The sequence below is a fragment of the Caulobacter zeae genome, from assembly GCF_002858925.1.
Classification (GTDB): domain Bacteria; phylum Pseudomonadota; class Alphaproteobacteria; order Caulobacterales; family Caulobacteraceae; genus Caulobacter; species Caulobacter zeae.
Window position 1 is genome coordinate 215,887 of sequence record NZ_PJRS01000011.1, and the last position, 23,039, is coordinate 238,925.

24 protein-coding genes are annotated in these 23,039 nt (G+C 69.7%); 14 read left to right on the forward strand and 10 right to left on the reverse strand.

Annotation, left to right across the window (positions count from 1 at the left end):
* Positions 1 to 62 precede the first annotated feature (62 nt).
* The 4 genes from SGCZBJ_RS05755 (at position 63) to SGCZBJ_RS05770 (ending at position 3,620) form a co-directional block, all read left to right on the forward strand.
* Positions 63 to 302 carry a DUF2188 domain-containing protein gene (locus tag SGCZBJ_RS05755; protein ID WP_101717057.1) on the forward strand — a complete coding sequence of 80 codons (240 nt, stop codon included), beginning with the start codon at positions 63 to 65 and terminating at the stop codon, positions 300 to 302.
* 146 nt (positions 303 to 448) lie between these two features.
* Complete coding sequence (locus tag SGCZBJ_RS05760; RefSeq protein WP_101717058.1) at positions 449 to 1,915, forward strand: M20 family peptidase; 1,467 nt, start codon at positions 449 to 451, stop codon at positions 1,913 to 1,915.
* Between the two features lie 95 nt (positions 1,916 to 2,010).
* Positions 2,011 to 3,120 (forward strand): aromatic ring-hydroxylating oxygenase subunit alpha, encoded by a 1,110-nt coding sequence (locus SGCZBJ_RS05765; RefSeq protein ID WP_101717059.1) that lies wholly within the window; start codon positions 2,011 to 2,013, stop codon positions 3,118 to 3,120.
* On the forward strand, positions 3,108 to 3,620 hold the full coding sequence (locus SGCZBJ_RS05770) for a CPBP family glutamic-type intramembrane protease (RefSeq protein WP_240621420.1): 513 nt from the start codon (positions 3,108 to 3,110) through the stop codon (positions 3,618 to 3,620). Before SGCZBJ_RS05765 ends, SGCZBJ_RS05770 begins: the two co-directional genes overlap by 13 nt.
* A 107-nt stretch (positions 3,621 to 3,727) precedes the next feature.
* Here the strand turns inward: SGCZBJ_RS05770 and SGCZBJ_RS05775 are convergent, their stop codons facing one another.
* On the reverse strand, positions 3,728 to 4,303 hold the full coding sequence (locus SGCZBJ_RS05775) for an SH3 domain-containing protein (RefSeq protein WP_101717061.1): 576 nt from the start codon (positions 4,301 to 4,303) through the stop codon (positions 3,728 to 3,730).
* A 251-nt stretch (positions 4,304 to 4,554) separates the two neighbouring features.
* Here SGCZBJ_RS05775 and SGCZBJ_RS05780 point away from each other — a divergent pair, with 251 nt between their 5' ends.
* Both SGCZBJ_RS05780 and SGCZBJ_RS05785 read left to right on the forward strand, forming a co-directional pair.
* Complete coding sequence (locus SGCZBJ_RS05780; RefSeq protein ID WP_101717062.1) at positions 4,555 to 5,973, forward strand: hypothetical protein; 1,419 nt, start codon at positions 4,555 to 4,557, stop codon at positions 5,971 to 5,973.
* Positions 5,974 to 6,123: 150 nt separating this feature from the next.
* A complete protein-coding gene (locus SGCZBJ_RS05785) occupies positions 6,124 to 7,815 on the forward strand; it encodes an acyl-CoA dehydrogenase family protein (protein ID WP_101717063.1) in 1,692 nt (563 codons plus the stop codon).
* On the opposite strand, the gene SGCZBJ_RS05790 is transcribed toward SGCZBJ_RS05785, so the two are convergent.
* The 7 genes from SGCZBJ_RS05790 to SGCZBJ_RS05820 all read right to left on the reverse strand — a co-directional run bounded on the left by SGCZBJ_RS05790 (position 7,812) and on the right by SGCZBJ_RS05820 (position 13,243).
* Positions 7,812 to 8,954: an ABC transporter permease gene (locus SGCZBJ_RS05790; RefSeq protein ID WP_101717064.1), complete on the reverse strand. Its 1,143-nt coding sequence runs from the start codon at positions 8,952 to 8,954 to the stop codon at positions 7,812 to 7,814. The two genes, SGCZBJ_RS05785 and SGCZBJ_RS05790, sit on opposite strands and share 4 nt — an antisense overlap.
* Positions 8,951 to 9,871: an ABC transporter ATP-binding protein gene (locus tag SGCZBJ_RS05795; protein WP_101717065.1), complete on the reverse strand. Its 921-nt coding sequence runs from the start codon at positions 9,869 to 9,871 to the stop codon at positions 8,951 to 8,953. Before SGCZBJ_RS05795 ends, SGCZBJ_RS05790 begins: the two co-directional genes overlap by 4 nt.
* On the reverse strand, positions 9,868 to 10,851 hold the full coding sequence (locus SGCZBJ_RS05800; RefSeq protein WP_101717066.1) for an HlyD family secretion protein: 984 nt from the start codon (positions 10,849 to 10,851) through the stop codon (positions 9,868 to 9,870). Before SGCZBJ_RS05800 ends, SGCZBJ_RS05795 begins: the two co-directional genes overlap by 4 nt.
* A complete protein-coding gene (locus tag SGCZBJ_RS05805) occupies positions 10,848 to 11,489 on the reverse strand; it encodes a TetR/AcrR family transcriptional regulator (RefSeq protein ID WP_101717067.1) in 642 nt (213 codons plus the stop codon). Before SGCZBJ_RS05805 ends, SGCZBJ_RS05800 begins: the two co-directional genes overlap by 4 nt.
* Before the next feature lie 150 nt (positions 11,490 to 11,639).
* The gene (locus SGCZBJ_RS05810) at positions 11,640 to 12,242 is read right to left on the reverse strand and encodes a TetR/AcrR family transcriptional regulator (protein WP_101717068.1); all 603 of its coding nucleotides are present in this window, start codon (positions 12,240 to 12,242) and stop codon (positions 11,640 to 11,642) included.
* A gap of 138 nt (positions 12,243 to 12,380) precedes the next feature.
* Positions 12,381 to 13,028 carry a TetR/AcrR family transcriptional regulator gene (locus SGCZBJ_RS05815; protein WP_101717069.1) on the reverse strand — a complete coding sequence of 216 codons (648 nt, stop codon included), beginning with the start codon at positions 13,026 to 13,028 and terminating at the stop codon, positions 12,381 to 12,383.
* Entirely contained in the window at positions 13,025 to 13,243 is a 219-nt protein-coding gene (locus SGCZBJ_RS05820; RefSeq protein WP_101717070.1) for a CC0731 family SpdR-regulated protein, read from the reverse strand. The genes SGCZBJ_RS05815 and SGCZBJ_RS05820 overlap by 4 nt, the downstream gene beginning before the upstream one ends.
* A gap of 309 nt (positions 13,244 to 13,552) precedes the next feature.
* Between SGCZBJ_RS05820 and SGCZBJ_RS05825 the strand changes: the two genes are divergently transcribed.
* From SGCZBJ_RS05825 to SGCZBJ_RS05845, 5 genes are all read left to right on the forward strand, one after another.
* On the forward strand, positions 13,553 to 13,750 hold the full coding sequence (locus tag SGCZBJ_RS05825) for a twin transmembrane helix small protein (RefSeq protein WP_101712735.1): 198 nt from the start codon (positions 13,553 to 13,555) through the stop codon (positions 13,748 to 13,750).
* 46 nt (positions 13,751 to 13,796) lie between these two features.
* A complete protein-coding gene (locus tag SGCZBJ_RS05830; protein WP_101717071.1) occupies positions 13,797 to 14,375 on the forward strand; it encodes a cob(I)yrinic acid a,c-diamide adenosyltransferase in 579 nt (192 codons plus the stop codon).
* A gap of 11 nt (positions 14,376 to 14,386) precedes the next feature.
* On the forward strand, positions 14,387 to 15,088 hold the full coding sequence (locus SGCZBJ_RS05835; protein ID WP_101717072.1) for a type 1 glutamine amidotransferase: 702 nt from the start codon (positions 14,387 to 14,389) through the stop codon (positions 15,086 to 15,088).
* A gap of 38 nt (positions 15,089 to 15,126) precedes the next feature.
* Positions 15,127 to 15,774 (forward strand): Isoquinoline 1-oxidoreductase subunit, encoded by a 648-nt coding sequence (locus SGCZBJ_RS05840; RefSeq protein WP_101717258.1) that lies wholly within the window; start codon positions 15,127 to 15,129, stop codon positions 15,772 to 15,774.
* Positions 15,775 to 16,045: 271 nt separating this feature from the next.
* Positions 16,046 to 17,905 (forward strand): glycoside hydrolase family 2 protein, encoded by a 1,860-nt coding sequence (locus SGCZBJ_RS05845; RefSeq protein ID WP_101717073.1) that lies wholly within the window; start codon positions 16,046 to 16,048, stop codon positions 17,903 to 17,905.
* A gap of 80 nt (positions 17,906 to 17,985) precedes the next feature.
* Here the strand turns inward: SGCZBJ_RS05845 and SGCZBJ_RS05850 are convergent, their stop codons facing one another.
* On the reverse strand, positions 17,986 to 18,471 hold the full coding sequence (locus SGCZBJ_RS05850) for an SRPBCC family protein (RefSeq protein ID WP_101717074.1): 486 nt from the start codon (positions 18,469 to 18,471) through the stop codon (positions 17,986 to 17,988).
* A gap of 159 nt (positions 18,472 to 18,630) precedes the next feature.
* Between SGCZBJ_RS05850 and SGCZBJ_RS05855 the strand changes: the two genes are divergently transcribed.
* The 3 genes from SGCZBJ_RS05855 to SGCZBJ_RS05865 all read left to right on the forward strand — a co-directional run bounded on the left by SGCZBJ_RS05855 (position 18,631) and on the right by SGCZBJ_RS05865 (position 22,515).
* Positions 18,631 to 19,395 (forward strand): SDR family oxidoreductase, encoded by a 765-nt coding sequence (locus tag SGCZBJ_RS05855; protein WP_101717075.1) that lies wholly within the window; start codon positions 18,631 to 18,633, stop codon positions 19,393 to 19,395.
* A gap of 126 nt (positions 19,396 to 19,521) precedes the next feature.
* Complete coding sequence (locus tag SGCZBJ_RS05860; protein WP_101717076.1) at positions 19,522 to 22,104, forward strand: hybrid sensor histidine kinase/response regulator; 2,583 nt, start codon at positions 19,522 to 19,524, stop codon at positions 22,102 to 22,104.
* Between the two features lie 69 nt (positions 22,105 to 22,173).
* Positions 22,174 to 22,515: a hypothetical protein gene (locus tag SGCZBJ_RS05865; RefSeq protein WP_101717077.1), complete on the forward strand. Its 342-nt coding sequence runs from the start codon at positions 22,174 to 22,176 to the stop codon at positions 22,513 to 22,515.
* Here SGCZBJ_RS05865 and SGCZBJ_RS05870 read toward each other — a convergent pair.
* Entirely contained in the window at positions 22,512 to 22,958 is a 447-nt protein-coding gene (locus tag SGCZBJ_RS05870) for a response regulator transcription factor (RefSeq protein ID WP_101717078.1), read from the reverse strand. The genes SGCZBJ_RS05865 and SGCZBJ_RS05870 overlap by 4 nt on opposite strands.
* Positions 22,959 to 23,039 lie beyond the last annotated feature (81 nt).

A 23,039-nucleotide genomic window follows, 5' to 3' on the forward strand; every position in this document is an offset into this window, starting at 1 on the left:
GCAAGACGCCGGCCCGGAACCAGGGTCTCTTCCCTTCAGTTTCGAGACCGAAGGAGTGCGCCATGACCGACATCACCTACACCATCGTCGAGCACGACGGCGGCTGGGCCTACAAGCTGGGCGCGGTCTTCTCGGAGACCTATCCCACCCATGACGCCGCCCTGGCCGCCGCCAAGCGCGTGGCCGGCGAGCAGAAGGTGGCGGGCGATACGGTCGGCATCACCTACGAGGACGACCGCGGCCAGTGGCGCGAGGAGCTGTCCGACGGCCACGACCGCCCGACCACGCACGTGAAGGGGTAGGGCCCCCTCCTTCCCGTCATTCCCCGCCACAAGGGCGGGAATGACGGGAGGTGATATATTTCGATCCGTCTCGTATCGAAATTGATCTTGGCAAGCTCGCCGCCTCGTCGCACAGTCGCGCCCTGACAGATCGGCGGAGGGGCGTCATGGGGTGGAAGAGCAAGGTCGCGCTGGGCGCGGTCGGGGTGGCGGCCGTGCTGGCCGGCGTGGTGGTCGTGCGGACCGTCACGTTCAAGCCGCCGGCCCAGGCGGGCGAGGTTCCGCTGGCCGCCGCGCGGCCGTTCGACGCCGCCCGGGCCGCCGCGCACCTGGGCGAGGCCATCCGTTTCCAGACCGTCAGCCACCAGAACGCCGCCGACAACGATCTTTCCCAGTGGGACGCCCTGCACGCCTGGCTGCGGGCGACCTATCCGGCCGCCCACAAGGTCATGACCCGCGAGGTCGTCGGCGGCCACGCCCTGATCTACACTTGGAAGGGCTCGGACCCGTCGCTGGCCCCGATCGTGCTGATGGCCCACCAGGACGTGGTGCCCGTCACCGCAGGCACCGAGAAGGACTGGAAGCATCCGCCGTTCGCCGGCGTGGTGGCCGACGGCGCGGTCTGGGGCCGGGGGGCTGTCGATGACAAGGGCTCGCTGATCGGTCTCTTCGAGGCGGTCGACGGCCTGGCGGCCGGCGGCTTTGCGCCCAAGCGCACCGTGATCATCGCCAGCGGCCATGACGAGGAGGTCGGCGGGGCCGGCGCCCGGGCCGTGGCCGCCACGCTGAAGGCGCGCGGCGTCAAGGCCTGGTTCGTGCTCGACGAGGGCATGGTGGTGGTGGCCGACAATCCGGTGACCAAGGGGCCGGCGGCGATCATCGGCGTCGCCGAGAAGGGCTATGGCACGCTCAAGGTCACCGCGCCCGCGCCGGGCGGTCACTCCTCGACCCCGCCGCCGCAGACCGGCGTCACCACCCTGGCCCGCGCCGTGCTGGCCATCGCCGACCATCCCCATCCGATGAAGTTCGAGGGCCCCGGCGCCGACATGCTGAAGTCGCTGGCCCCCAGCGCCTCGCCGACGGTGAAGATGGCGGCGGCCAACAGCTGGCTGTTCTCGCCGCTGCTGGTCCAGCAGACGGCCAGGTCGCCGGCGGGCGCGGCCATGCTGCACACCACCATCGCGCCGACCATGCTGAAGGGCTCGCCCAAGGAGAACGTGCTGCCCCAAGACGCCACGGCCTGGATCAACTACCGCATCGCGCCAGGCGACAGTTCGGCCGCCGTCATGGCTCGCGCCAAGAGCGCCGTCGGCGACCTGCCGGTGCAACTGACCTGGGAGCGCCAGCTCAACGAGCCCTCGCCGGTGTCGTCGACGACGTCGGAGGGCTGGAAGACCCTGGCCTCGCTGGCCGGGAACGAGAGCGGCGCGCCCGTCGCGCCGGGCCTCGTCATCGCCGCCACCGACAGCCGCTTCATGTCGCCGATCGCCGACGACATCTACCGCTTCCAGCCGATCACCCTGTCGATGGACGGCGCCAAGATGATCCACGGCACCAACGAGCACATGACCCTGGCCAACCTGGAAGAGATGGTGCGCTTCTATCAGCGGCTGGTGGAAACGGCAGGACGCTGACACCTCTTCCGTAGAATCTCCGCTTTCGCGGGGATTTTACGGGTAAGGGGTCTCACGGTCTTAAAACCGGGGCGGACAGGCGCTAGAACCGCCTCATGCCCGCCGACGACGCACCCGCGACGACCAAGATCGCCAAGGCCCCGCCCGCCAAGTTCGGCAAGGGCTTCCTGTTCGACGCCTGGTACTACGCGGCCCTGTCGCGCGAGGTGAAGACCGGCAAGCTGGTCCGCTACGAGTTCCTGGGCGAGCCGGTGCTGGTCAGCCGGGGCAGGGACGGCACGGTGTTCGCGATCCGCGACGTCTGCCCGCACCGCGCCGCGCCCCTGTCGGCCGGCAAGCTGACGCAGGAGGCCGACGGCCGTTCCAGCGTCGAGTGCCCCTATCACGGCTGGCGGTTCGGTTCGGACGGTGTCTGCGCCGCGATCCCGTCGCTGACGTCGGACCAGAGTCTCGAGGTCTCGCGCATCCGCGTGCGGCGCTATCCGGCGGCCGAGAGCCAGGGGATGGTGTTCGTCTGGATCGGCAGCGACCCGCGGTTCGACGGCGAGCCGCCAGAGCCGCCGCCGTCCTTCCCCGGCGTGGTCGGCGGCGACGCCAAGATCGTCGACTCGATGATCTTCGAGACCCACATGGACCACGCGGTGGTCGGCCTGATGGACCCCACCCACGCGCCCTATGTGCACGAGGCCTGGTGGGCGCGCTCGTCCAAGCGCCAGTCGGAGAAGACCAAGGTCTTCGCGCCGTCTCCCGAGGGCTTCGTCATGCGCCGCCACGGACGCAGCAAGGCCAACCGCCTGTACGACATCCTGGGCGGCGCGCCCGAGATCGAGATCACCTTCCGCCTGCCCGGCTATCGCTGGGAGCACATCGTGGTGGGCAAGCGTCAGGTTCTGGCCCTGACCTGCCTGACGCCGCTGACCGAGACCAGCACCCGCATCAGCCAGCTGATCTGGTCGGACCATCCGGTGATGGCCTTCCGGGCGCTGATCGCCCCGTTCGCCCGCGAGTTCCTGCGCCAGGACGGCCGCATGGTGAACCTGCAGAACGAGGGGCTGAAGTATGACCCCGCCCTGATCTGGATCGACGACGCCGACACCCAGGCCAAGTGGTACCAGCAGCTGAAGCGTGAATGGACCGCCAGCCGCGCCGAGGCCCGGCCGTTCGTCAATCCGGTCAAGGAAACCACGCTGAAGTGGCGCAGCTGAGAGTCGTTCAGCGGCGTCTCGTCGCCGTCCTGACGACCCTGCCCGACGCGGCCGGCTGGCGCTGGTGCGCCCTGGCGGCCGTGGCCTGCGGCGCGGCGATGGCCGCCATCGGCTTTTCGACCGGCCTCTATCGGCTGACCGAAACCGCGCCCGGCCTGCCGCTGCGGCTTCTGACGGTGTGGATCATCCCCGCGCTCGGCGAGGAGTTGTCGTTTCGCGGCCTGCTGCTGCCGGGGCGCGACGAGACTCGCCGGCCCCGGCTGTGGGTCGTCGTCTCCACGGCGCTCTACGTGGCCTGGCATCCGTTCGAAACCCTGACCTTCCTGCCGCACGCGACGACGTTCCTGCGCTGGGATTTCCTGTTGTGCACGGCGATCCTAGGTCTGGCCTGCGCCCTGATGCGGCTGCGCACCGGCTCGCTGTGGCCGGCGGTGCTGCTGCACGGCGGCTTCGTGGTGCTGTGGCAGACCTGGCTGGGCGGGATCAGCGCGCTAGGGTGAGGGGGCGGCCAAGCCCCCAACGCGAAAAACCCGCCTGGTCGGGGGACCAGGCGGGCTCGCACGGAGCGCGCGGGGACGGGGGTTGGGGAGCGCGCCCCGAACCTCGGTTAAGCGCGGTAGACGTAGGCGCTGGAGACGTAGCCGACGCCGACGCCGTTCTGGCCGACCAGGATCCATTGGCCGTCACCGGTGCGGCCCAGGGCCTGGAAGGTCTCGCCGGCGACGACCGAGCCGACCTTCATGCCGCGGGTCGAGGCCGAGGCGCGCAGGTTCAGGTTCGAGCGGGCGACGTACTTGCCGGTGATCTTGGTCATCGGCGCGGAGTCGACATTGTGCGAGATCTTGATGCCGTTGCTGGTCTTGTAGGAGCCGCCGACGTCGTTCGAGGCCTGCTTCTTCTGCATGCTGCAACCGACGTAGGAACCGGCGCCCGCGCCGACGACGGCGCCGATGGCGGTGCCCGTGCCGCGGTCGTTCTTGGCCAGGTTCGAGCCGGCGACGGCGCCCAGCAGGCCGCCGATCACGGCGCCCGTTTCCTGCTTCTTGCCCGAGGCGTCGCAGCCGACGACGCCGCCCAGGCGCTGTTCGACGGCGTTGGCGGCCGGGGCCGAAGCCATGGTGAAGGCGGTGGCGGCGGCGGCGATGGTCAGGCCGATCGTCTTGATCTTGTTGGTCTTGTGCATGGCGATAATCCTTCGTCCCTTTGAATTGGTCCGGAGCCGTCGGCCCCGTGAGACGCAACATCGCAGGCCGAAGCTGAACCGAGCCGTCAGGTCGTTCGACAGAATTCGTTCATGTTGGAATTTTTTTGAAACCCGGCGGGCGGCGTCCCGAAAGTCGTGGTGCGCAAATACACAACTATCGGGCGCATTCATGGGTTAGGATGCCTTGATGGCGCGGCCCGCAACCCCGCGTCGGGGAAGGGGACCGACCCATGAGGAAGATCGCGATTGCGACGGCCGCGACCGTCGCGCTGTGCGCCGGCCTGGCCGGCTGCGACAAGGCGCCGGAAGCCACCGCGCCCAAGCCCGAGGCGCTGCTGGACGTGGCGGTGATCACGCCCGTGCCGCTGCCGACCACGGCGAACTATCCGGTGGCCGCGGCCACGATCAACGGCTGGATCGCCAACGCCGACATCGCCGCGATGCGCAACCACGCCTGGCAGATCTGGCAGGCCATGGCCCAGCCGTCGGGCCAGTCGTTCAACGGCCAGTCGCTGCCGATCTGGGAAACCTGGGCCGGCACCAACGACGTCTTCCCGCCCGCGCCGCCGGCTGGCGCCGCCGCCGCGACGACCACCACGACGGTGGCCCAGCGCGTGGCCGCGCCGCGCAAGCTGCGCGTCTTCCAGCAACCGAACCAGTTCCACCACGGCCGGGGCGGCATCACGCCGACCAAGTTCGACACCACGGTGACCTCGTTCAACAAGTTCAGCCCCGAGGCGGCGACCTTCCTGGACGCCTCGCACCCGGGTCCGGGCGGCGCCTCCTATCGCTACTCCAGCACCAGCGACATGCAGAAGCTGAACACCTCGTGGCCGGCGGGCACCACGCCCCAGAACCGCGGCGTGCAGGAGTTCCCGGTGCGCGGCCTCGAGCTGAAGCCGGTGTTCGGCCTGGTTCACGCCAAGGGCCTGACGGTCCAGCCGCTGTGGCAGGGGCCGTCGGCCTCGACCAACGCCCAGAACCCCGAGCCCCAGACCTGGACCACCTGTGTCCTGGTGGCCCCGACAGGCCAGGGCCCGGTGCGGCCGGCCACCCCGCGCGAGATCGCCAGCATCCGCGACCCCGGCGCCTGCAAGACCTTCCTGTGGGCGCCGATGAGCACCTTCTATTCGGTCAAGCTCAGCGCCGCCGAGGCCGCGGACTACAACACCGCCAACAGCTTGACCGGCGCCGACGCGGCCGTGGCCGGCGACTTCGCCGTGCTGCAGGCCATGCACGTCAACAGCAAGGAAATCCCGTTCTGGACCTGGCAGACCTTCTGGTGGCAGCCGGGCGCCGACACGCCCAACGGCTTCCCCGGCAGCAAGCAGGGCCAGCCGGCCAGCCTGACCGGGCCGTGGACCAACTACGCCACCTGCACGGCCTACGACCAGACGACCACCCAGGGCGGCTCGACCATGACCGTCTGCTTCAACCCCTATCTGGAGACCAGCACCGGCATCCCGGCCGGCATCACCTCCAACTGCATGAGCTGCCACGGGGTGGCGGTGATCACCGCCGGCAACGCCCCCTATCCGGCCGACTACAAGAAGCCGATCGCGTTCTTCAGCGACCCGCTCTACTTCACCACCAGCAACACCCACGCTGACTTCTCGTGGGCGCTGGCCGGCAATTCCGACCCGAACTGACGACCCCGCGCCCGCTCCCTCGCGGGGGCGGGCGCACGCCTCTCCGATCCCGGCTCTCGCGCAACCGCATGCTGCGTCGCGGCATTGCTCGCAGGTGCGAAAGGGATCACAGTGCCTGAAAACATAAGTACGGCGCAGGGGAGTTAGAGCATGGCCGACGCGGCCGCCCGGGAATCCACGTCCCTGATCCTTCCTGGCCTGACGGGCCTTCTGCGCGAGGCGGCGACCTCGGCCGAGACCTTCGTCGCCGAGGCCCGGCCCGCCGTGAAGGCCGCCATCGCCGGCCCCGACGGCAGGATCGACCGCAAGCTGGCCGACGCCCAGCAGCACGCCGTCCACGGTTTCGGCTGGTACGCCGCCTATGCCGAGCTGATGAACCAGGTCGCCGGCTGGGCCGAACGGCTGGAGGCCGAAGGGCGTTTCGGCGAGATCGAAGCCCTCTTGGCCCAGCTGCTGTTCTCCGAGTACGCCGCCCAGCTGATCGGCGGCGTGCCGATGAACCAGGGCGAGATCGTCCGTCCCGCCCACCTGGTCACCGACCGCGCGGTGATGAACAGGCTGTTCTCGAACGGCGTCATGAAGCTGATGGTCGAGGGCGGGACGCAAGGCGTGAAGACCCGCATCGCCCAGCGCCTGGCCGAGGCGCGCGGTCGCCCGACGCTCGAGCACACCGGTCTCGACGAGACCTTCGAGATGATCCGCGACCAGTTCCACGCCTTCGCCGAGGAGAAGGTCACGCCTTTCGCCCACGAGTGGCACCTGAAGGACCAGCTGATCCCGATCGAGCTCGTCGAGGAACTGGGCGAGCTGGGCGTCTTCGGCCTGACCATCCCGGAGGAGTACGGCGGCAGCGGCATGGGCAAGACCGCCATGTGCGTGGTCTCGGAAGAGCTGTCGCGGGCCTGGATCGGCGTCGGCTCGCTGGCCACCCGCTCGGAGATCGCCGGCGAGCTGATCCTGACCGGCGGCACGGAAGACCAGAAGCAATACTGGCTGCCCAGGATCGCCTCGGCCGAGATCCTGCCCACCGCCGTCTTCACCGAGCCCAACACCGGCTCGGACCTGGGGTCCTTGCGCACCCGCGCCGTGCTGGAGGGCGACGCCTATGTGGTGACCGGGAACAAGACCTGGATCACCCACGCCGCCCGCGCCGACGTCATGACCCTTCTGGTCCGCACCGATCCGGCCACCAACGACTATCGCGGGCTTTCCATGCTGCTGGCCCCCAAGCCGCGCGGCGTCGAGGGCGACGATTTTCCGGCCCAGGGCATGAGCGGCGGCGAGATCGGCGTCATCGGCTATCGCGGCATGAAGGAATACGAGCTCGGCTTCGACGGTTTCGCCGTGCCGGCCAAAAACCTGCTGGGCGGCGTCCCGGGGCAGGGCTTCAAGCAGCTGATGGCAACCTTCGAGAGCGCCCGCATCCAGACGGCGGCGCGGGCGGTGGGCGTGGCCCAGGCGGCGCTGGAGGTCGGGCTTTCCTACGCGCTCGACCGCAAGCAGTTCGGCGACGCGATCTTCGCCTTCCCCCGGGTGCACAACAAGCTGGCCATGATGGCGGCCGAGATCATGGGTGTGCGCCAGCTGACCTATTTCGCCGCCCGCCAGAAGGACGAGGGCAAGCGCTGCGACCTGGAGGCCGGCATGGCCAAGCTGGTCGCCGCCCGCGTCGCCTGGGCCGCCGCCGACAACGCCCTGCAGATCCACGGCGGCAACGGTTTCGCCATGGAGTACGCCGCCAGCCGCCTGCTGGCCGACGCCCGCATCCTCAACATCTTCGAGGGGGCCGGCGAGATCCAGGCCCAGGTCATCGCCCGCCGCCTGCTGGAGGACGGCAACTAGTCCAAGGTCGTGCGGTAGCGGGCCATGGCCGCGCCGGCGATCACCACCACGAAGAGAGCCAGGGCTCCCAGGCTGGGCCACAGGGCCACGACGTCGAGGCCCTTGAGCAGGGCGCCGCGCACCACCCGCAGGAAGTGGGTCACCGGGATCACGCTGCCCAGGGCCTGGGCCCAGCCGGGCATGCCGCGAAACGGGAACATGAAGCCCGACAGCAGGATCGACGGCATCATATAGAAGAACGACATCTGCATGGCCTGCAGCTGGGTCCGGGCCACGGTCGAGATCAGGAAGCCCAGGGCCAGCGAGCCGACGATGAACAGCAGGACGCCCAGGCCAAGGGCGATCCAGCCGCCGGCCATCGGCACGGCGAACAGCACCCTGGCCAGGATCAGGATCACCGCCGTCTGGACCAGGCCCACCACGACATAGGGCGCCAGCTTGCCGATCATCACCTCTATGGGGCGGGCGGGGGTGGCCAAGAGGCTCTCCATCGTGCCGCGCTCGTATTCGCGGGTGACGCCCAGGGCGGTCATCATCACCAGGGTCATCGACAGGATCACCCCCAGCAGGCCCGGCACGATGTTGTAGGCGGTGACGGCTTCCGGATTGTAGCGGCGGTGGATCACCACCTCGAACGGATCGGCGCCGGGCTTGGTGGCCGCGCCGACCAGGTCGCGCGACAGGGCCGTGCGCGGCAGGCTGGCCAGGGCGGCGATCGCCCCGCCGGTGGCGGCGGGATCGGAGGCGTCGGCCTCGACCAGGATCTGGGCTCCGTCGCCGCGCACCACGCGCCGAGTGAAGTCGGCGGGGATGGTCAGGGCGAACTGCACCTCGCCCCGCGCCACGGCGTCGTCCAGCTCGGCCGGCGAAGAGGCGGTGCGGACGATCTCGAAATAGCCGCTGTTGACCAGGGCCGACAGGGTCGAGCGGGCCATCGGCCCCTGGTCCTGCACCAGCACCGCCGTGGGCAGATCGCGCGGATCGCTGTTGATGGCGTAGCCGAACAGCAGAAGCTGCACGATCGGCATGACCAGGATCATGGCGTAGGTCAGCCGGTCGCGGGTGAGCTGGATGAACTCCTTGATCAGCACCGCCAGGATGCGCGCGCCCGACAGGCCCCTGGCGCCCGCGGCGCTCATTGGAAATTGTCCGACGACTGGCTCATCAGCCGGATGAACACGTCCTCCAGCGTCGGCTGGACCTCGCTCCAGGTCACCGGCGGCTTGCGATAGGGGGCGATGGCGGCTTCCAGCGCGGCGCGGTCGACGCCGCTGACGTGCAGGGCTGCGCCGAACGGGGCGACCATGGCCACGCCCGGCGCCGTGGCCAAGTCCCGCGCCAGCCGGTCGGCGCCTGGCCCCTCGCCGCGGAAGGTGACGAGGCCCGAGCGGGCGATCACCTCGTCGGCCGTGCCCCGCGCCATCAGCCGGCCATAGGCGATATAGGCGATGTCGTGGCAGCGCTCGGCCTCGTCCATGTAGTGGGTCGAGACCATGACGGTCAGGCCCTCTGCCGACAGGGCGTGGATCTCGTCCCAGAACTCGCGCCGCGCCTTGGGGTCGACGCCGGCCGTCGGCTCGTCGAGCAGCAGCAGCCGGGGCCCGTGCATGATGCTGGCGGCCAGGGCCAGGCGCTGCTTCCAGCCGCCCGACAGGCTGCCGGCCAGCTGCTTGCGACGGGCGGTCAGACCCAGCCGCTCGAGGCTTTCGGCCACCCGCTCGCGGCGGCGGGGGAGTTCGTGCACCCGGGCGACGAAGTCGAGGTTCTCCTCGATCGACAGGTCCTCGTAGAGCGAGAACTTCTGGGTCATGTAGCCGGTCTGGCGCTTGACCGCCTCGGCCTCCTTGCGGAAGTCCAAGCCCAGCACCTCGCCCTCGCCGCTGTCGGGCGTCAACAGGCCGCACAGCATGCGAAGGGTGGTGGTCTTGCCTGAGCCGTTGGGGCCCAGGAAGCCGGTGATGCGGCCCTTCTCGACCTGGATCGACACGTCCTGCACCACGTGGCGCGGGCCAAAGCTCTTGTTCAGCCCCGAGACGTCGACCGCCAGGTCGCTCACTTTCCTGCCTCCAGCGGCGCGACGTCGACCGGCAGGCCCGGCGCCAGGGGCGCGCCGGGCGCGGGCCGGGCCTCGACCAGGAACACCAGTCGCTGGCGGGTCTCGCGGCTGTAGATCACCGGCGGGGTGAACTCGGCGCGCGGGCTGACATAGTTGATCCTCGCCGAGCGCTCGGGCCCGCAGTCGTCGCAGGAGAACCGCACGTCGGCGCCGACGCGATAGCGGGCAATCTCGGCCTCGGGCACGAAGAAGCGCAGGCGCACGCGGTCATCGGCCAGCAGCGCCACGACCGGCTGGTTGGCGGCCGCCCATTCGCCGGGCTGGTAGAAGACGTCCTGCACCAGGGCCGGGGCCGGGGCCCTGGGGCTGATCTGGTCGAGGCGGTCCTGGGCGGCGGCCTGGGCCTGGCGAGCCGAGGCGACGGCCGCCCCGGCGGCGGCCACAGTGTCGGGGCGCTGGCCCAGGGTTCCGACGGCCTTGCGGCGGGTCACGGCGACGGCGTTGGCGCGGGCGGTGTCGCGGGCGGCGCGGGCCTGGTCCAGCCGGGCCGGAGCGTAGATGCCCCTGGCGACCAGCGGGGCGATGCGGTCGTAGTCGGCCTGGGCCTGACGCATCGCCGCCTCGGCGGCCGCGCGCTCGGCGTCGAACACCGCCAGTTCCTGCGGGCGCTGGCCCTTCTCGGCGTCGCGCAGCTGGGCTTGCGCGGTCTCCAGCTGGGCGGCGGCCTGGTCGCGGGCGGCGGTCAGCTGGGCCGCGTCGAGGGCGAACAGCGGCTGGCCGGCCTTTACCCGATCGCCGCGCTGTACTGAAAGGGCGCTGACCGGCCCGGCCGAAGCGGCGGCGACATAGAGGGTTTCGCCCTCGACATAGCCCGACAGCCGGCGGGGGCGGTGGGTGTCGGGGCCCAGCAGCCGCCAGCCCACGAAGCCGACGACGCCGATCCCGATGACGACGGCGGCGATGCGGGCGGCGGGCTTCATGCGCCTGCCTCCGTATGCGGGGTCAGGCCCAGGAGCACGGTGTCGGCGTGCTGGCGGACCAGGGCCTCCAGGTTCATGGCCGGGGCGCCGACGGGCACGAAGGTCTCCTTCCAGATCACCCCCATCAGGATCGGGCCGACGATGCTGAAGGCGTAGAGGCGCGGATCGCCCGGCGCGACTTCGCCGCGCGCCTGGGCGCGGGCGATGGCGCCGCTCATCAGCGTCAGGGCGCGGCTGACCACCTCGTCGTGCCAGACGCGGGCCAGTTCGGGGAAGTTGCGCGACTCGCCGATGACCAGCTTGGCCACCGCGCCCAGGCGCGAGGTCCCGATCAGCTGGACGATGCGGGCGAAGACCATCCGCAGCAGGTCGGGGAAGGGCAGGGTCGCCTGGGCCAGCACCGCCTCGACCACGTCGAGATTGGGCGCGACGGCCTCGCGCACCACGGCGCGGAAGATGTCGTCCTTGGTCTCGAAATAGAGATAGAGCGCGCCCTTGGAGATGCCGGCCCTGGCGGCGATCTCGTCCAGCCGGGCGCCGGCGAAGCCGCGCTCGGCGAAGACCTCCAGCGCGGCCTGGACGATCTCGCCCGGCCGGGCCTCGCTGCGCCGTCGCCATTTGGGCGGGCCTGGCTGCATGGTCTCGGCTCTCGCTATATAACTGACCAGATAGTTATATATGAGGCTGTGGATAACTCAAGGGGCGGGTGAGCCGGCAAAGCAAAAGCCGCCCTCCTTTCGGAGGGCGGCTTGCAAGGCGTTCGAAGGGATGTCCCGGTCAGGCCGTCGTCAGCGCGGCGCCCAGCCGCTGGCGATCAGCCCGACCTGCCTGTCCATGACGGCCGACATCTCGGCCGCATTGGCGCCGCGGGCGGCGGCCAGGCGGTAGTTGGAGGCGTAGCAGGCCTTGAGCACTTCCACGGTCAGCGGAAAGTCTAGGTCGGGCCGCACGTCGCCGCGCGCTACGCCCTCCTGCAGCACCTGTTCGAGCATGTCCGACAGCCGCTCGTTACGGCCGTAGGGGGTAACCCCCGGGTCGTTGCTCGGGCTGTAGGAGGCGGCGATATGGGCCAGGAACAGCCGCACGCGCCGGGTCTCGAACTCGTAGTGGATGGCGAAGATCGAGCACAGCCGGTCGGCCGTGGAGCCGCGCAGGAACGGCAGCACCCGGTCGAATTCGGCATAGAGATCGCCTAGGCGGCGCTCCATCACGTGGCTGAGAACCTCGGCCTTGGACGCAAAGGTCGTGAAGACGCTGCCCACCGACACGCTCGCCCGTTCGGCGATGGCGCGGATCGTGGTCTCCTCGTAACCGGTCTCGTTGAACAGGTCTCGCGCGGCTTCGAGCACGCGCTCGCGCGTCGCCTGTTTCTGTTCGTCGCGTACGCCCACGCAGTTCCCCCTCCGGACACGCAGCGCTGATTTCAAAACATCGAAACGCACGCCCGACCCCAACGGGCGCATGTCTCGTTCTTATTGTCGTTGACCTGGACGACCGGGCGACGTTTCCGCCCCCCGGCGGAACCGTCCTTAGGCGCGGACGCCGGCGAGGATCAGCTTCAGCTGTTCACGCAGGTGAGCCACCAGGTTTTCGACCGTCCAGCCGTCGTAGACGGCGCGGCGGTAGTTGGCGACATACACGTCCCAAGCGATCTCGGCCACGAGTTTCGCGTCGACGTCGGCCTTCAGTTCGCCGGCCTGCACGCCGCGCTCCAGAGCGTCGGTGATCAGGGCGAACAGGTGCTTGATATCGGTGCGGGCGCGCTTTTCGGCGGCGTCCGAACGGGTCCAGCTGACGGCGATGCTGGCTTGCAGCAGCGGCAGTTGCTCCAGGTGGAAGCTGTAGGCCACGCCGAACAGGCCGATCAGGGCGTCGGCGACGGTCTCGCCTTCGCGGGCGGCCTGCTTCATCTGGGCGTAGATGACTTCGTAGTCGGCGGTCAGGATCTCGTCGAACAGTTCCGACTTGTCCGAGAAGCTGGCGAACACCGCGCCGGTCGACATGCCGGCGGCCTGGGCGATGTCACGGATCGTGGCGCCTTCGTAGCCGCGTTCGCTGAACAGGCGGCGGGCGGCCGACAGGACGCGTTCGCGGGTGCGCTGCTTGGCCAGCGCGCGGCGGGTCAGCTTCACCGGGGTTTCGGAACCGGACTCGATGTTGACGGAAACAAAGCTCATGCGGCGGCCTCCAGGCGGGCGAGCGCGGCTTCGGCGCGCTTCTCAAATTCGATGCAATACTCGTCGACGACGTTTTGCAGGACGTCGGCGTAGCGGCGGGCGAGATCGCGCCCATCCTGGGCGGCGTCTCGAAGGTCGATGATCAGTTGGCGGACTTCCGCGAGGGCTTCGTCCCTCTCGGATGGGGCCGCGGCGAGCCGTGCGCTCTGCGACATGATTTCTCTCTCCAGGCCGGCCGCGGGAACAAACTGCGCTGAACGATCCGCGGCTTGGCGTCGATCATGTTCAACGAACGCGCACTGTGAATTCAGGTGGGGCCGTCTACCCTTGCAAACAAGGCTTTTCAACCCACAAAACGTGTCAAAGTCTGTCAAACTTTGCTGGAAATCGTTCTATGGTAGCGCTGCTCATCCGTCGATGCGTCAAATGCGCTCAACGAACACACTCGGCGAACGTGTTTTGCGATTTTGAGGCGAGCGGGGCGGCGCTGGCGTTCATGAGGCGAGCGGCCTAGGTTGGGCGCCATGGCCAACCTTTTCCAAATCGCCATCCCCGTCGCCCTGTTCGCCGTGCTGGCGACGCTGTGCGTGGGGATCTACGCCCTCTTCCGCGGCGGCGACTTCGGCCGCTCCTATTCCAACCGGCTGATGCGCCTGCGCGTGGTGCTGCAGTTCGTCGCCGTGCTGGTCCTGGTGGCCGCTTTCTGGTGGAGCCACCGGTAAAGCTGTAGCCGGCTGATTTTGCAGCTTTGTTTCAGGAGGTAACGGCGTGGTCGTGCTCAACCGCATCTATACGCGCACGGGCGACAAGGGCTCGACCCGGCTGTCGACGGGCGAGCCGGTCAGCAAGGCCAGCTTGCGGGTCGAGGCCTATGGCGGCGTCGACGAGACCAACGCCTTCATCGGCGTGGCCCGCCAGCACGCCGGCGGCGACGCCGAACTGGACGCCATGCTCGAGCGGATCCAGAACGACCTCTTCGACCTGGGCGCGGACCTGGCCACGCCCGAGCAGAACGAAAAGCCCGAATGGGAGCCGCTGCGCGTCATCGAAGCCCAGGTCGAGCGGCTGGAGGCCGAGATCGACCTGATCAACGAACGCCTCTCGCCCTTGACCTCGTTCGTATTGCCGGCCGGCTCGCCCTTGTCGGCCGCCTTGCACGTGGCCCGCACCGTCTGCCGCCGGGCCGAGCGCACCTGCGTGGCCCTGGCCGCGACCGAGGGCGAGATCGTCGGCCAGCCGGCGCTGAAATATCTCAATCGGCTGTCGGACCTCTTGTTCGTGGCCGCGCGGCGCGCCAATTCCGACGGCGCGAGCGACGTGCTGTGGAAGCCCGGCGCGACGCGATAGGATTGTCTTCGATGCGCATCGGCCTCCTGGAAACGGGCGAACCGCCCGAAAGCCTGATCTCCGCCCATGGCCGCTACGGCGGCATGTTCCAGCGCCTGCTGGGGCCTGTCCACGACTACGCGACCTTCGACGTCCAGGCCGGCGTGCTGCCCAAGGCGCTCGACGCCTGCGACGCCTATGTCGTCACCGGCAGCTCGGCCGGGGTCTATGACGACCTGCCTTGGATCGACCCGCTGAAGGATTTCCTGGCCAGCGCCCGCGACCAGGTTCCGCTGGTCGGGGTGTGCTTTGGCCACCAGGTGATGGCCGAGGCCTTCGGCGGCAGCGCGGTGAAGTCCGACAAGGGCTGGGGCATCGGCCTGCAGAGCTATTCGGTCTCGAACGCCGCGCCCTGGATGGACGACGTGGCCCATGTCAGCGCCCCCGGTTCGCACCAGGACCAGGTCGTGGCCCTGGCGCCGGGCGGTCAGGTGCTGGCCGGCAGCGACTTCACCCCGTTCGGCGTGCTGGCCTATGGCGACAAGGCCATCTCGATGCAGTTCCGCCCGGAGTTCGATCCCGCCTACGCCACGGCGCTGATCGAAAGCCGGCGCGGCACGCGCTTCTCGCAGGAGCAGGCCGACGCGGCCGTGGCCTCGCTGGCCGCGCCCAACGACAGCAACCGCATCGCCGGCTGGATCGACAGCTTCCTACGGAAAGCAACCAAGGCCTGACTTGGCCGTTGCGGCTGGGCAAGCGGGAGAACAACGCCATGCGTCTCGCCACCGTGATGCTCGCCGCCGGCCTGACCCTCGCGGGCGGCGCCGTGATCGCCATGACCCAGGGCGCGGCCGGTCCCGCGCCCGCCGCTGCGTCGGCCGAAAGCCTGAAGACCGTCGCCAGCTTCCAGTCGATCAAGGACCCGGCCGCCCGCTCGGTCGCCCTGTTCACCGAGGCCGGCAAGGTGATCCAGAGCCCGCGCTGCCTCAACTGCCACCCGGCGACCCGCGCGCCCACCCAGGGCGACGACCTGCATCCGCACAATCCGCCGATGGTCGCCGGCCAGAGCGGCCATGGCCCCCCGGGCATGCCCTGCCTGTCGTGCCACGGCCCGGCCAATGTCAGGACCTTCGGCCAGCAGGTCAAAAGCATCCCCGGCGATCCGCACTGGGCGCTGGCCCCGGCCGAGATGGCCTGGCAGGGCAAGTCGCTGGGCGCGATCTGCGCCCAGCTGAAGGATCCGGCCCGCAACGGCGGCAAGACCCTGGCCCAGATCCACGAGCACATGGCCCGCGACCACCTGGTCGGCTGGGGCTGGAACCCCGGCGAGGGCCGCAAGCCGGCGCCGGGCACGCAAGGTCAGTTCGGCGAGATCATCAAGGCCTGGATCGACACCGGGGCCAAGTGCCCGAAGGCTTGAGGGGCGCGCGAACCTAACTCCTTGTCTCCCGTCATTCCCGCCCTTGTGGCGGGAAACTCTGGTTCCGCTCGCAAGGGCGTCGCAAGCGGCGTGCTGGGCGCGCCGCCCCTCCCGCCCCTACGGCTGACAGAGGGGTTCCCGCCACGAGGGCGGGAATGACGGGGGCGGATGGGGACGCACCGAGGCCTAGACAACTTGCAACCGGCCTGACCAATATCCCGCACAATGACAACGTTGGCATTACCAGCGTTGCGAAGGCAGGGAGAGGTGGATGCGGCGGGTGTTCGAGCGCGTTCTGGCGGCCGCGGCCGTGCTGGTCATGGCCGCGTCGGCGGCGCAGGCGGGGCCGACCCTTACGCGGGCCGACCGGCGCGACGGCCAGGACCTGTCGGGAACCTGGAACTATTCGGTCGACCCCTATCGCGACGGGATCGCCGGCTTCCATCGCGGCCCGCCCGGCGTCGGCCACCGACGCTACGACGACAGCGACGTCGAGCAGGTGACCCGCGCCGATCCCAAGGCGCTTTATGAATACGACATGCAGCGCTCGCCGACCGCGACCCTGCCGGCCTCGTGGCTGACCCACGCGCCCGAGATGCGCCACTACCAGGGCCTCGTGTGGTACCAGCGGCGGTTCGAGACGCCGGCGCTGAAGCCCGGCCAGCGGGCCTTCCTGCGCTTCGAGGCCGCCAACTACACCGCCAAGGTCTATCTGAACGGCCAGGCCGTGGGCGAGCACGAGGGCGGCTTCACCCCGTTCTCGCTGGAGGTGACCAGGCTGCTGCGCGGCGGCCAGAACCAGGTGACGGTCGGGGTCGACTCCACCCCCGCCGTCGACGGCGCGCCGCCGCCGGTCACCGACTGGGAAAACTACGGCGGCATCACCCGGCCGGTGCGGCTGGTGATCACCCCCGCCACCTTCGTCGACGAGGCCTGGGTGCGCCTGACCCGCGACGGCAAGGCGATCGCCGCCGACGTGCGCCTGGACGGTCCCGCCGCCGCAGGCCAGACGGTCAGCGTCAAGGTCGCGGGTCTGAATCTCACCCTCTCCGGCCAGGCCGGTTCGGACGGCGTGGCCAGGCTGTCGACCCCCGCGCCCAAGGGCCTGAAGCGCTGGGCGCCCGGCGCGCCGGCGCTCTATGACGTCCGCGTCGAGGCCGGCGACGACGTGCTGACCGATCGCGTCGGCTTCCGCACCGTCGAGGTGCGCGGCGGCGAGATCCTGGTCAACGGCAGGCCGGTCTTCCTGCGCGGCATCTGCCTGCACGAGGAGGAACTGGGCGAGTACCCGGCCCGCACCATCACCGACGCCTCCGCCCACGCCCTGCTGGCCGAGGCGCGCGACGGCCTGCACGCCAATTTCGTGCGCCTGGCCCACTATCCGCACTCGGAGGTGACCACGCGCCTGGCCGACGAAATGGGTCTCTTGGTCTGGAGCGAGATCCCGATCTACTGGCTGGTCGACTTCGGCAACGCCCGCACCCTGAAGCTGGCGCGCGACATGCTGGCCGACTCCATCCGCCGCGATCGCAACCGCGCCTCGATCGTGCTGTGGAGCGTGGCCAACGAGACCCCGATCAGCGACGCCCGCAACGCCTTCCTGGGAACCCTGGCCGACGACGTCCGCGCGCTGGACGACACCCGCCTGGTCACCGCCGCCCTGCTGGCCGACCGCAAGATCGAGGGCGGCAGGCAGGTGATGGGCATCGACGATCCGCTGGCCGCCAAGCTCGACGTGCTGGCGGTCAACACCTATGCCGGTTGGTACTCCGACGACGGCCTCGACGCGGTGGCCAGGATCGCTTGGCGGCCCACCGACAAGCCTATGGTGTTCTCCGAGTTCGGCGCCGACGCCCTGGCGGGCTTCAGCGACCCGGCGCTGTTGCGCAAGTTCTCCGAGGACTTCCAGGCCCGCTACTACATCCAGACCCTGGCCATGGCCGCCAACGCGCCGTCCCTTCGCGGCATGTCGCCGTGGATCCTCAAGGACTTCCGCTCGCCCCGCCGCCAGCACCCGGTCTACCAGCAGGGCTGGAACCGCAAGGGCCTGATCTCGCCTGCCGGCCGGCGCAAGGCCGCCTTCAAGGTGCTGGCGGATTACTACGAGAAGCTGGCGGGGGAGGGGCGGTAGGTTATCTGGCGCTTACCTATCCGCCCGTCATTCCCGCCCTTGTGGCGGGAATGACGGGAGAAGAGGGAGAGTAGTTCCCCCTAAAGCCTCGCCGCCAGGGCCGCCATCTGGTCGGCGGCGACGCCCCAGCCTTCGTGGAAGCCCATCTGCTCGTGCATCGCCTTGTCCTCGGCCGACCAGTGGCGGGCGATGGCGGTGTAGCGGGTCTGGCCGCCGCCCAGGTCCTCGAAGCGGACGATGCCGACCATGAACGGCTTGTCGGAGGGGACCCAGGCGCTGGTGAAGGCGTCGGTGAAGACGATCAGCTGGTTCTCGACCACCTCCAGATAGACGCCTTGGTTCGGCATCTCCTCGCCGTTGGGGCCGCTCATGACGATCAGGCTGGAGCCGCCGGTGCGCACGTCCATCTGCGCGTGGCTGACGCGCCAGGGCGGCGGGCAGAACCACTCGGGCAGCAGCTCGGGCGTGGTCCAGCACTTGAAGAGCTTTTGGGCCGGCTGGTCGATGATCCGGGTCAGGATCAGTTCGTGAGCGGCGGCTTGCGGGGCGGCGGCGTCGAGAGCCATGGCGTCTTCTCCGTGTCGTTGGAAGCAGTGTTCGGCCCAAGGACGTGGGAGGTCGACCCGTCCCGACACGCCCCGCCGCATTTTTCCGAAGCCGGTTGACCCGCCTCGCCCCCGGGGCCACTGTGCCGGCAATTCAAACAAACGTTTAGGGAGCGCGCCGTGAGCCTCTTCGACTTGTCCGGCAAGGTGGCAATCATCACCGGGTCCTCGCGCGGGATCGGCAAGGCGATCGCCGAGCGCATGGCCGAGCACGGCGCCAAGGTGGTGATCTCGTCGCGGAAGGCCGGTCCCTGCGAGGAGGTGGCGGCGGCGCTCAATGAAAAGCATGGCCAAGGAACCGCCATCGCCGTGCCGGCCAACATCGCCTCGAAGGAGGATTTGCAGCGCCTGGTCGACGAGACCCGCGCCGCCTTCGGCCGCGTCGACGTCTGCGTCTGCAACGCCGCCAGCAATCCCTATTACGGCCCGCTGGCCGGGATCAGCGACGACCAGTTCCGCAAGATCCTCGACAACAACATCATCAGCAATCACTGGCTGATCTCGATGGTCGCGCCGGAGATGCGCGAGCGGAAGGACGGCGCGATCGTCATCGTCAGCTCGATCGGCGGCCTGCGCGGCAACGCCATCATCGGAGCCTACAACATCTCCAAGGCGGCCGACTTCCAGCTGGCTCGCAACCTCGCCCACGAGTTCGGTCCCGACAACGTGCGGGTCAACTGCATCGCGCCGGGCCTGATCAAGACCGATTTCGCAAAAGCCCTGTGGGACGATCCCAAGACCCTGGAGCGTTCGACCGCCGGGGTGCCGCTGCGCCGGATCGGCGAGCCGGACGAGATCGCCGGGGCGGCGGTCTACCTCGCGTCAAGCGCGGGCAGCTTCATGACCGGGCAAGCCCTGGTGGTGGACGGCGGGGCGACCATCTGAGCCAAGCTCCACCGAGGCGCGATAACGACGGTTTTTGGTGCGGCTCAGGGTCGCGCCCCGCCAGAAATTAACCGCCAGCATAAGAGGTTGCCGCTAGGAGGTACGGGTCAATCGAGGACCCGCCGCTTGAAGCGCATCCTTCCCCTGCTGCTCGCGCTCGTCGCCCTGGCCGGCGTCCTGCCGGCCCGCGCCGCGTCGCCGGAGATCGGCGGGCAGGCCGGCAAGCTGCAGACGCTCTATCGCGAGATCGGCGTCCAGCGGGCCGGGCCTGCGCCGCAGGCCAACGAGGATGTCGAACGGGCCGGCCGCCGGGCGCTGCGTCAGCGGGGCGACACGCGGCTCTACGCCCTGTGGCGGGTGCTCTACGCCTACAAGAGCAATCACGTCGACCAGGCCTTCAAGGACTGGATCGCCACGGTGCGGGCCACCGCCCGCGCCGACGACGACGCCGAGCTGACCACCCTGGCCGAGATGATGGAGGCCGCCTACGAGTTGGAGACCCGCGGTCCGAGCGGTGTCGACGACGCCCGCTGGGCCCGGTTCCTGGAGGGCTCGGGCCGCGAGATCGGCCTGATGGCCGGGGTCGAGCGCATCCGCCTGCTGGCCCGCAGCGGCCGCTGGACCCAGGCCAGCCAGTTCGCCGGCGAGCTGTTCGAGGACCTGGAGGAGCGCGGCTCCATCGCCCGGCCGCTGCTGGCCGAAGCCCACCAGGTGCACTCCTACACGCTGTCGGAAATCGGCGACAAGGACGGGGCCCTGGACCACATGGCCGAGGCCGCGCGGCTGGACGAGCGCGACGCCTTCTACATGCGCAAGATCGAGCGGTTGTACGACATCGCCTACACCGCCGCCGAGCTGGGCGAGATCCAGGCCGCCGAGCAGTTCGCCGACATGCATCACCGGATGAGCGAGGCCACACGCGACCAGGACCTGCTGACCTGGGACCAGAACCTGTGCGCGGTGATCGCCGACGCCCGCGACGATCCGCGCGCGGTGCTGCGCTGCCTGGTCGACGCCGGCCCGGCTCTGGCCGCGCCGCGCGACCGGGTGTCTGTGTCGATGCTGCGCCTGAGGGCCAAGGCCCTGGCGCGCACCGGATATGCGGCCCGGGCCCGCGCGGACCTCGCCGTGCTCGACCAGGCGCCGCCGCGCGCGGCGCGCCCCGATCCGATCGGCCGCCTGCTGGTCGAGGCCTACATCGCCAACGCCGAAGGGCGCGGCAAGGACGCCTTCGCCCTGTTCGACCGCTGGCGCGCCACCCACGCCCGCGAGGCCAGCGCCACCCAGGCCGCCACCGCCGCCCAGATCTCGTCGGCCCTCGAGGCCGAGCTGCGGGCCAAGCGCAGCGAGAGCCGCCGCCTGACCGCCGAGGTCGAGCTGACCCGGCGCCTGGCCCAGGCCACCGGCGTGATCGCCGCCCTGATGGCCCTGCTTGTGGTCGGCGGGATCGGCTGGGCGGTCTACATGCGCCGGGCCCAGGCCAACCTGAAGGACGCCCGCGGCCGGGCCGAGGCCGCCAGCGACGCCAAGTCGTCGTTCCTGGCGGTGATGAGCCACGAGCTGCGCACCCCGCTGAACGGCATGCTGGGCATGGCCCAGGCCCTGCGCGCCGATGCGCTGAACGCGGGCCAGCGCGAGCAGGTCGACCTCTTGATCGACTCCGGCGAGACCCTGCTGGTGCTGCTGAACGACATCCTCGACCTGTCGAAGATCGAGGCCGGCAAACTGGAAATCGCCCCCACCGCCGGCGACCTGGTCCAGACGGTGAGCCGCCTGGTCAACGGCTTCCAGCCGACGGCGCGCGAGAAGGGCATCGTCCTGTCGTTCAACATCGACGGCGACGCGCCGCCGTGTCTGATGTTCGACGTCGTGCGGGTGCGCCAGTGCGTGGCCAACCTGGTGTCCAACGCCCTGAAGTTCACCAGCGAGGGCCGGGTCGAGGTGACCCTGGCCTGCGCCCTGGAGCCCAACAGCGGCCGCCAGGCCGTGCGCCTGACGGTCAGCGACACCGGCATCGGCATGAACTCGGCCACGTTGGACAAGCTGTTCGGCGCCTTCACCCAGGCCGACGCCTCGACCACCCGCAACTACGGCGGCTCGGGCCTTGGGCTGAACATCACCCGGCGGCTGGCCGAGCTGATGGGCGGTTCGGTCAATGTGCGCAGCCGCGAGGGCGAGGGCTCGCTGTTCACCCTGAAGTTCATGGCTGACCTAGCCGAGGCCGCGGTCCCGACGGCGCTGGCCGAAGCGCCGGCCGCGGTGTTCGAGCTGGACGCCCTGGCCTCGCTGGGCGGGCGGCGGGTGCTGGTGGTCGACGACCATCCGGTCAACCGCCGGGTCATCCGTCTGTTCCTCGAGCCGTTCGGCTGCGAGCTGGTCGAGGTCGAGAACGGCCAGGAGGCCTTGGCCGCCGTCGAGGCCGAGGCCTTCGACATCGTGCTGATGGACGTCAACATGCCGGTGATGGACGGACTGGAGGCCACGCGCCGCCTGCGCGCCGATCCGCGTTGGCGCAACCTGCCGATCGTCGCCCTGACCGCCGACGTGATGAGCACCCAGATCCGCACCTGCCTGGAGGCGGGCATGGACGCCCACGTCGCCAAGCCGATCGACATGCGCAACCTGCTGACCATCCTGGCCCAGGTGGTGGTCGCCGCCCAGGCGCGCACGGCGACGCGCTCGCGGAAGGCCGCCGGCGTGCGCGCCTGACGAGGCGATCGCTTCTGGATCGCGCTATCCTCTTCCTGCGATAGTCCGACGATCGAAGGGGGCGGCCGGATGATGATCCTGCTGGCGAGCCTTATGCTCGCGGGAGAACCGCAAGGGCTGAAGCTGCTGACCGGCGAGGAGCTCAAGGCGACGGTGGTCGACGCGAGGTTCTCGTACGGCGGGGGCGAGGGCGATGAAATCTTCGGGGCCGACGGCAGATATGTCGTGTTCCACCGCGCGCCCGTGGTGGGAGCCTATGTCGTCACGGGTGATCAGGTGTGCGTCACCGGCTTCGACGAGCGTCGCTGCCGGCGACTGCTGCGTGATCGCGAAGGCGGATACGTCGTGGATTTCCTGTTGCCGGGAGGACAGCACGCCCTGCAACGCGTCTCGATCCGGCCGGACGGCTAGTCGATCTCGAAGGTGTCGGGCTGGCGCGGCGCGGCGGGCGTCGGGACCGGCGCGGGCGGCGGCGGAGCGGCCTTGGGCTCGTGGCTCAGCAGGGCGTTGACCCGCTTGGACAGGTCGGCGGCGGTGAACGGCTTGACGATATAGCCGTTGGCGCCCTCGTTCAGGGCCAGCTTGACGGTGTCGATGTCGCCGCGGGCGGTGATCATCATCACCGGCGTGCGCAGCCTGCGATGCTTGCGCATCAGCCGCAGCATCTCCAGCCCGCTCATGCCGGGCATCTGGATGTCGAGCAGCACGAGGTCGGCGCGGACGTGGCTGAGAGCCTCCAGCCCGATCGCGCCGTTGGGCGCGGCCGAGACCCGGTGGCCTGACTGGCTCAGCACCAGGTCGACGAAGTCGCGGATCAGGGGATCGTCGTCGATCACCAGGACAGCGTGCGGCATCGGCGGGATTTCCAGAATCTACGCGTCGGGTACTCGACCAACTATAGCGCGCGTTGCGAGCCTGTCGCACCCCCGCGTGCG

Coding starts and splice junctions, on each gene's coding strand:
- SGCZBJ_RS05775 (WP_101717061.1), bottom strand. CDS start 4,303: ATGCACAAGACCAACAAGATCAAGACGATCGGCCTGACCATCGCCGCC.
- SGCZBJ_RS05845 (WP_101717073.1), top strand. CDS start 16,046: ATGCGGCGGGTGTTCGAGCGCGTTCTGGCGGCCGCGGCCGTGCTGGTC.
- SGCZBJ_RS05870 (WP_101717078.1), bottom strand. CDS start 22,958: ATGCCGCACGCTGTCCTGGTGATCGACGACGATCCCCTGATCCGCGAC.
- SGCZBJ_RS05800 (WP_101717066.1), bottom strand. CDS start 10,851: ATGAAGCCCGCCGCCCGCATCGCCGCCGTCGTCATCGGGATCGGCGTC.
- SGCZBJ_RS05760 (WP_101717058.1), top strand. CDS start 449: ATGGGGTGGAAGAGCAAGGTCGCGCTGGGCGCGGTCGGGGTGGCGGCC.
- SGCZBJ_RS05850 (WP_101717074.1), bottom strand. CDS start 18,471: ATGGCTCTCGACGCCGCCGCCCCGCAAGCCGCCGCTCACGAACTGATC.
- SGCZBJ_RS05840 (WP_101717258.1), top strand. CDS start 15,127: ATGCGTCTCGCCACCGTGATGCTCGCCGCCGGCCTGACCCTCGCGGGC.
- SGCZBJ_RS05820 (WP_101717070.1), bottom strand. CDS start 13,243: ATGTCGCAGAGCGCACGGCTCGCCGCGGCCCCATCCGAGAGGGACGAA.
- SGCZBJ_RS05865 (WP_101717077.1), top strand. CDS start 22,174: ATGATGATCCTGCTGGCGAGCCTTATGCTCGCGGGAGAACCGCAAGGG.
- SGCZBJ_RS05780 (WP_101717062.1), top strand. CDS start 4,555: ATGAGGAAGATCGCGATTGCGACGGCCGCGACCGTCGCGCTGTGCGCC.
- SGCZBJ_RS05835 (WP_101717072.1), top strand. CDS start 14,387: ATGCGCATCGGCCTCCTGGAAACGGGCGAACCGCCCGAAAGCCTGATC.
- SGCZBJ_RS05755 (WP_101717057.1), top strand. CDS start 63: ATGACCGACATCACCTACACCATCGTCGAGCACGACGGCGGCTGGGCC.
- SGCZBJ_RS05785 (WP_101717063.1), top strand. CDS start 6,124: ATGGCCGACGCGGCCGCCCGGGAATCCACGTCCCTGATCCTTCCTGGC.
- SGCZBJ_RS05815 (WP_101717069.1), bottom strand. CDS start 13,028: ATGAGCTTTGTTTCCGTCAACATCGAGTCCGGTTCCGAAACCCCGGTG.
- SGCZBJ_RS05790 (WP_101717064.1), bottom strand. CDS start 8,954: ATGAGCGCCGCGGGCGCCAGGGGCCTGTCGGGCGCGCGCATCCTGGCG.
- SGCZBJ_RS05805 (WP_101717067.1), bottom strand. CDS start 11,489: ATGCAGCCAGGCCCGCCCAAATGGCGACGGCGCAGCGAGGCCCGGCCG.
- SGCZBJ_RS05825 (WP_101712735.1), top strand. CDS start 13,553: ATGGCCAACCTTTTCCAAATCGCCATCCCCGTCGCCCTGTTCGCCGTG.
- SGCZBJ_RS05765 (WP_101717059.1), top strand. CDS start 2,011: ATGCCCGCCGACGACGCACCCGCGACGACCAAGATCGCCAAGGCCCCG.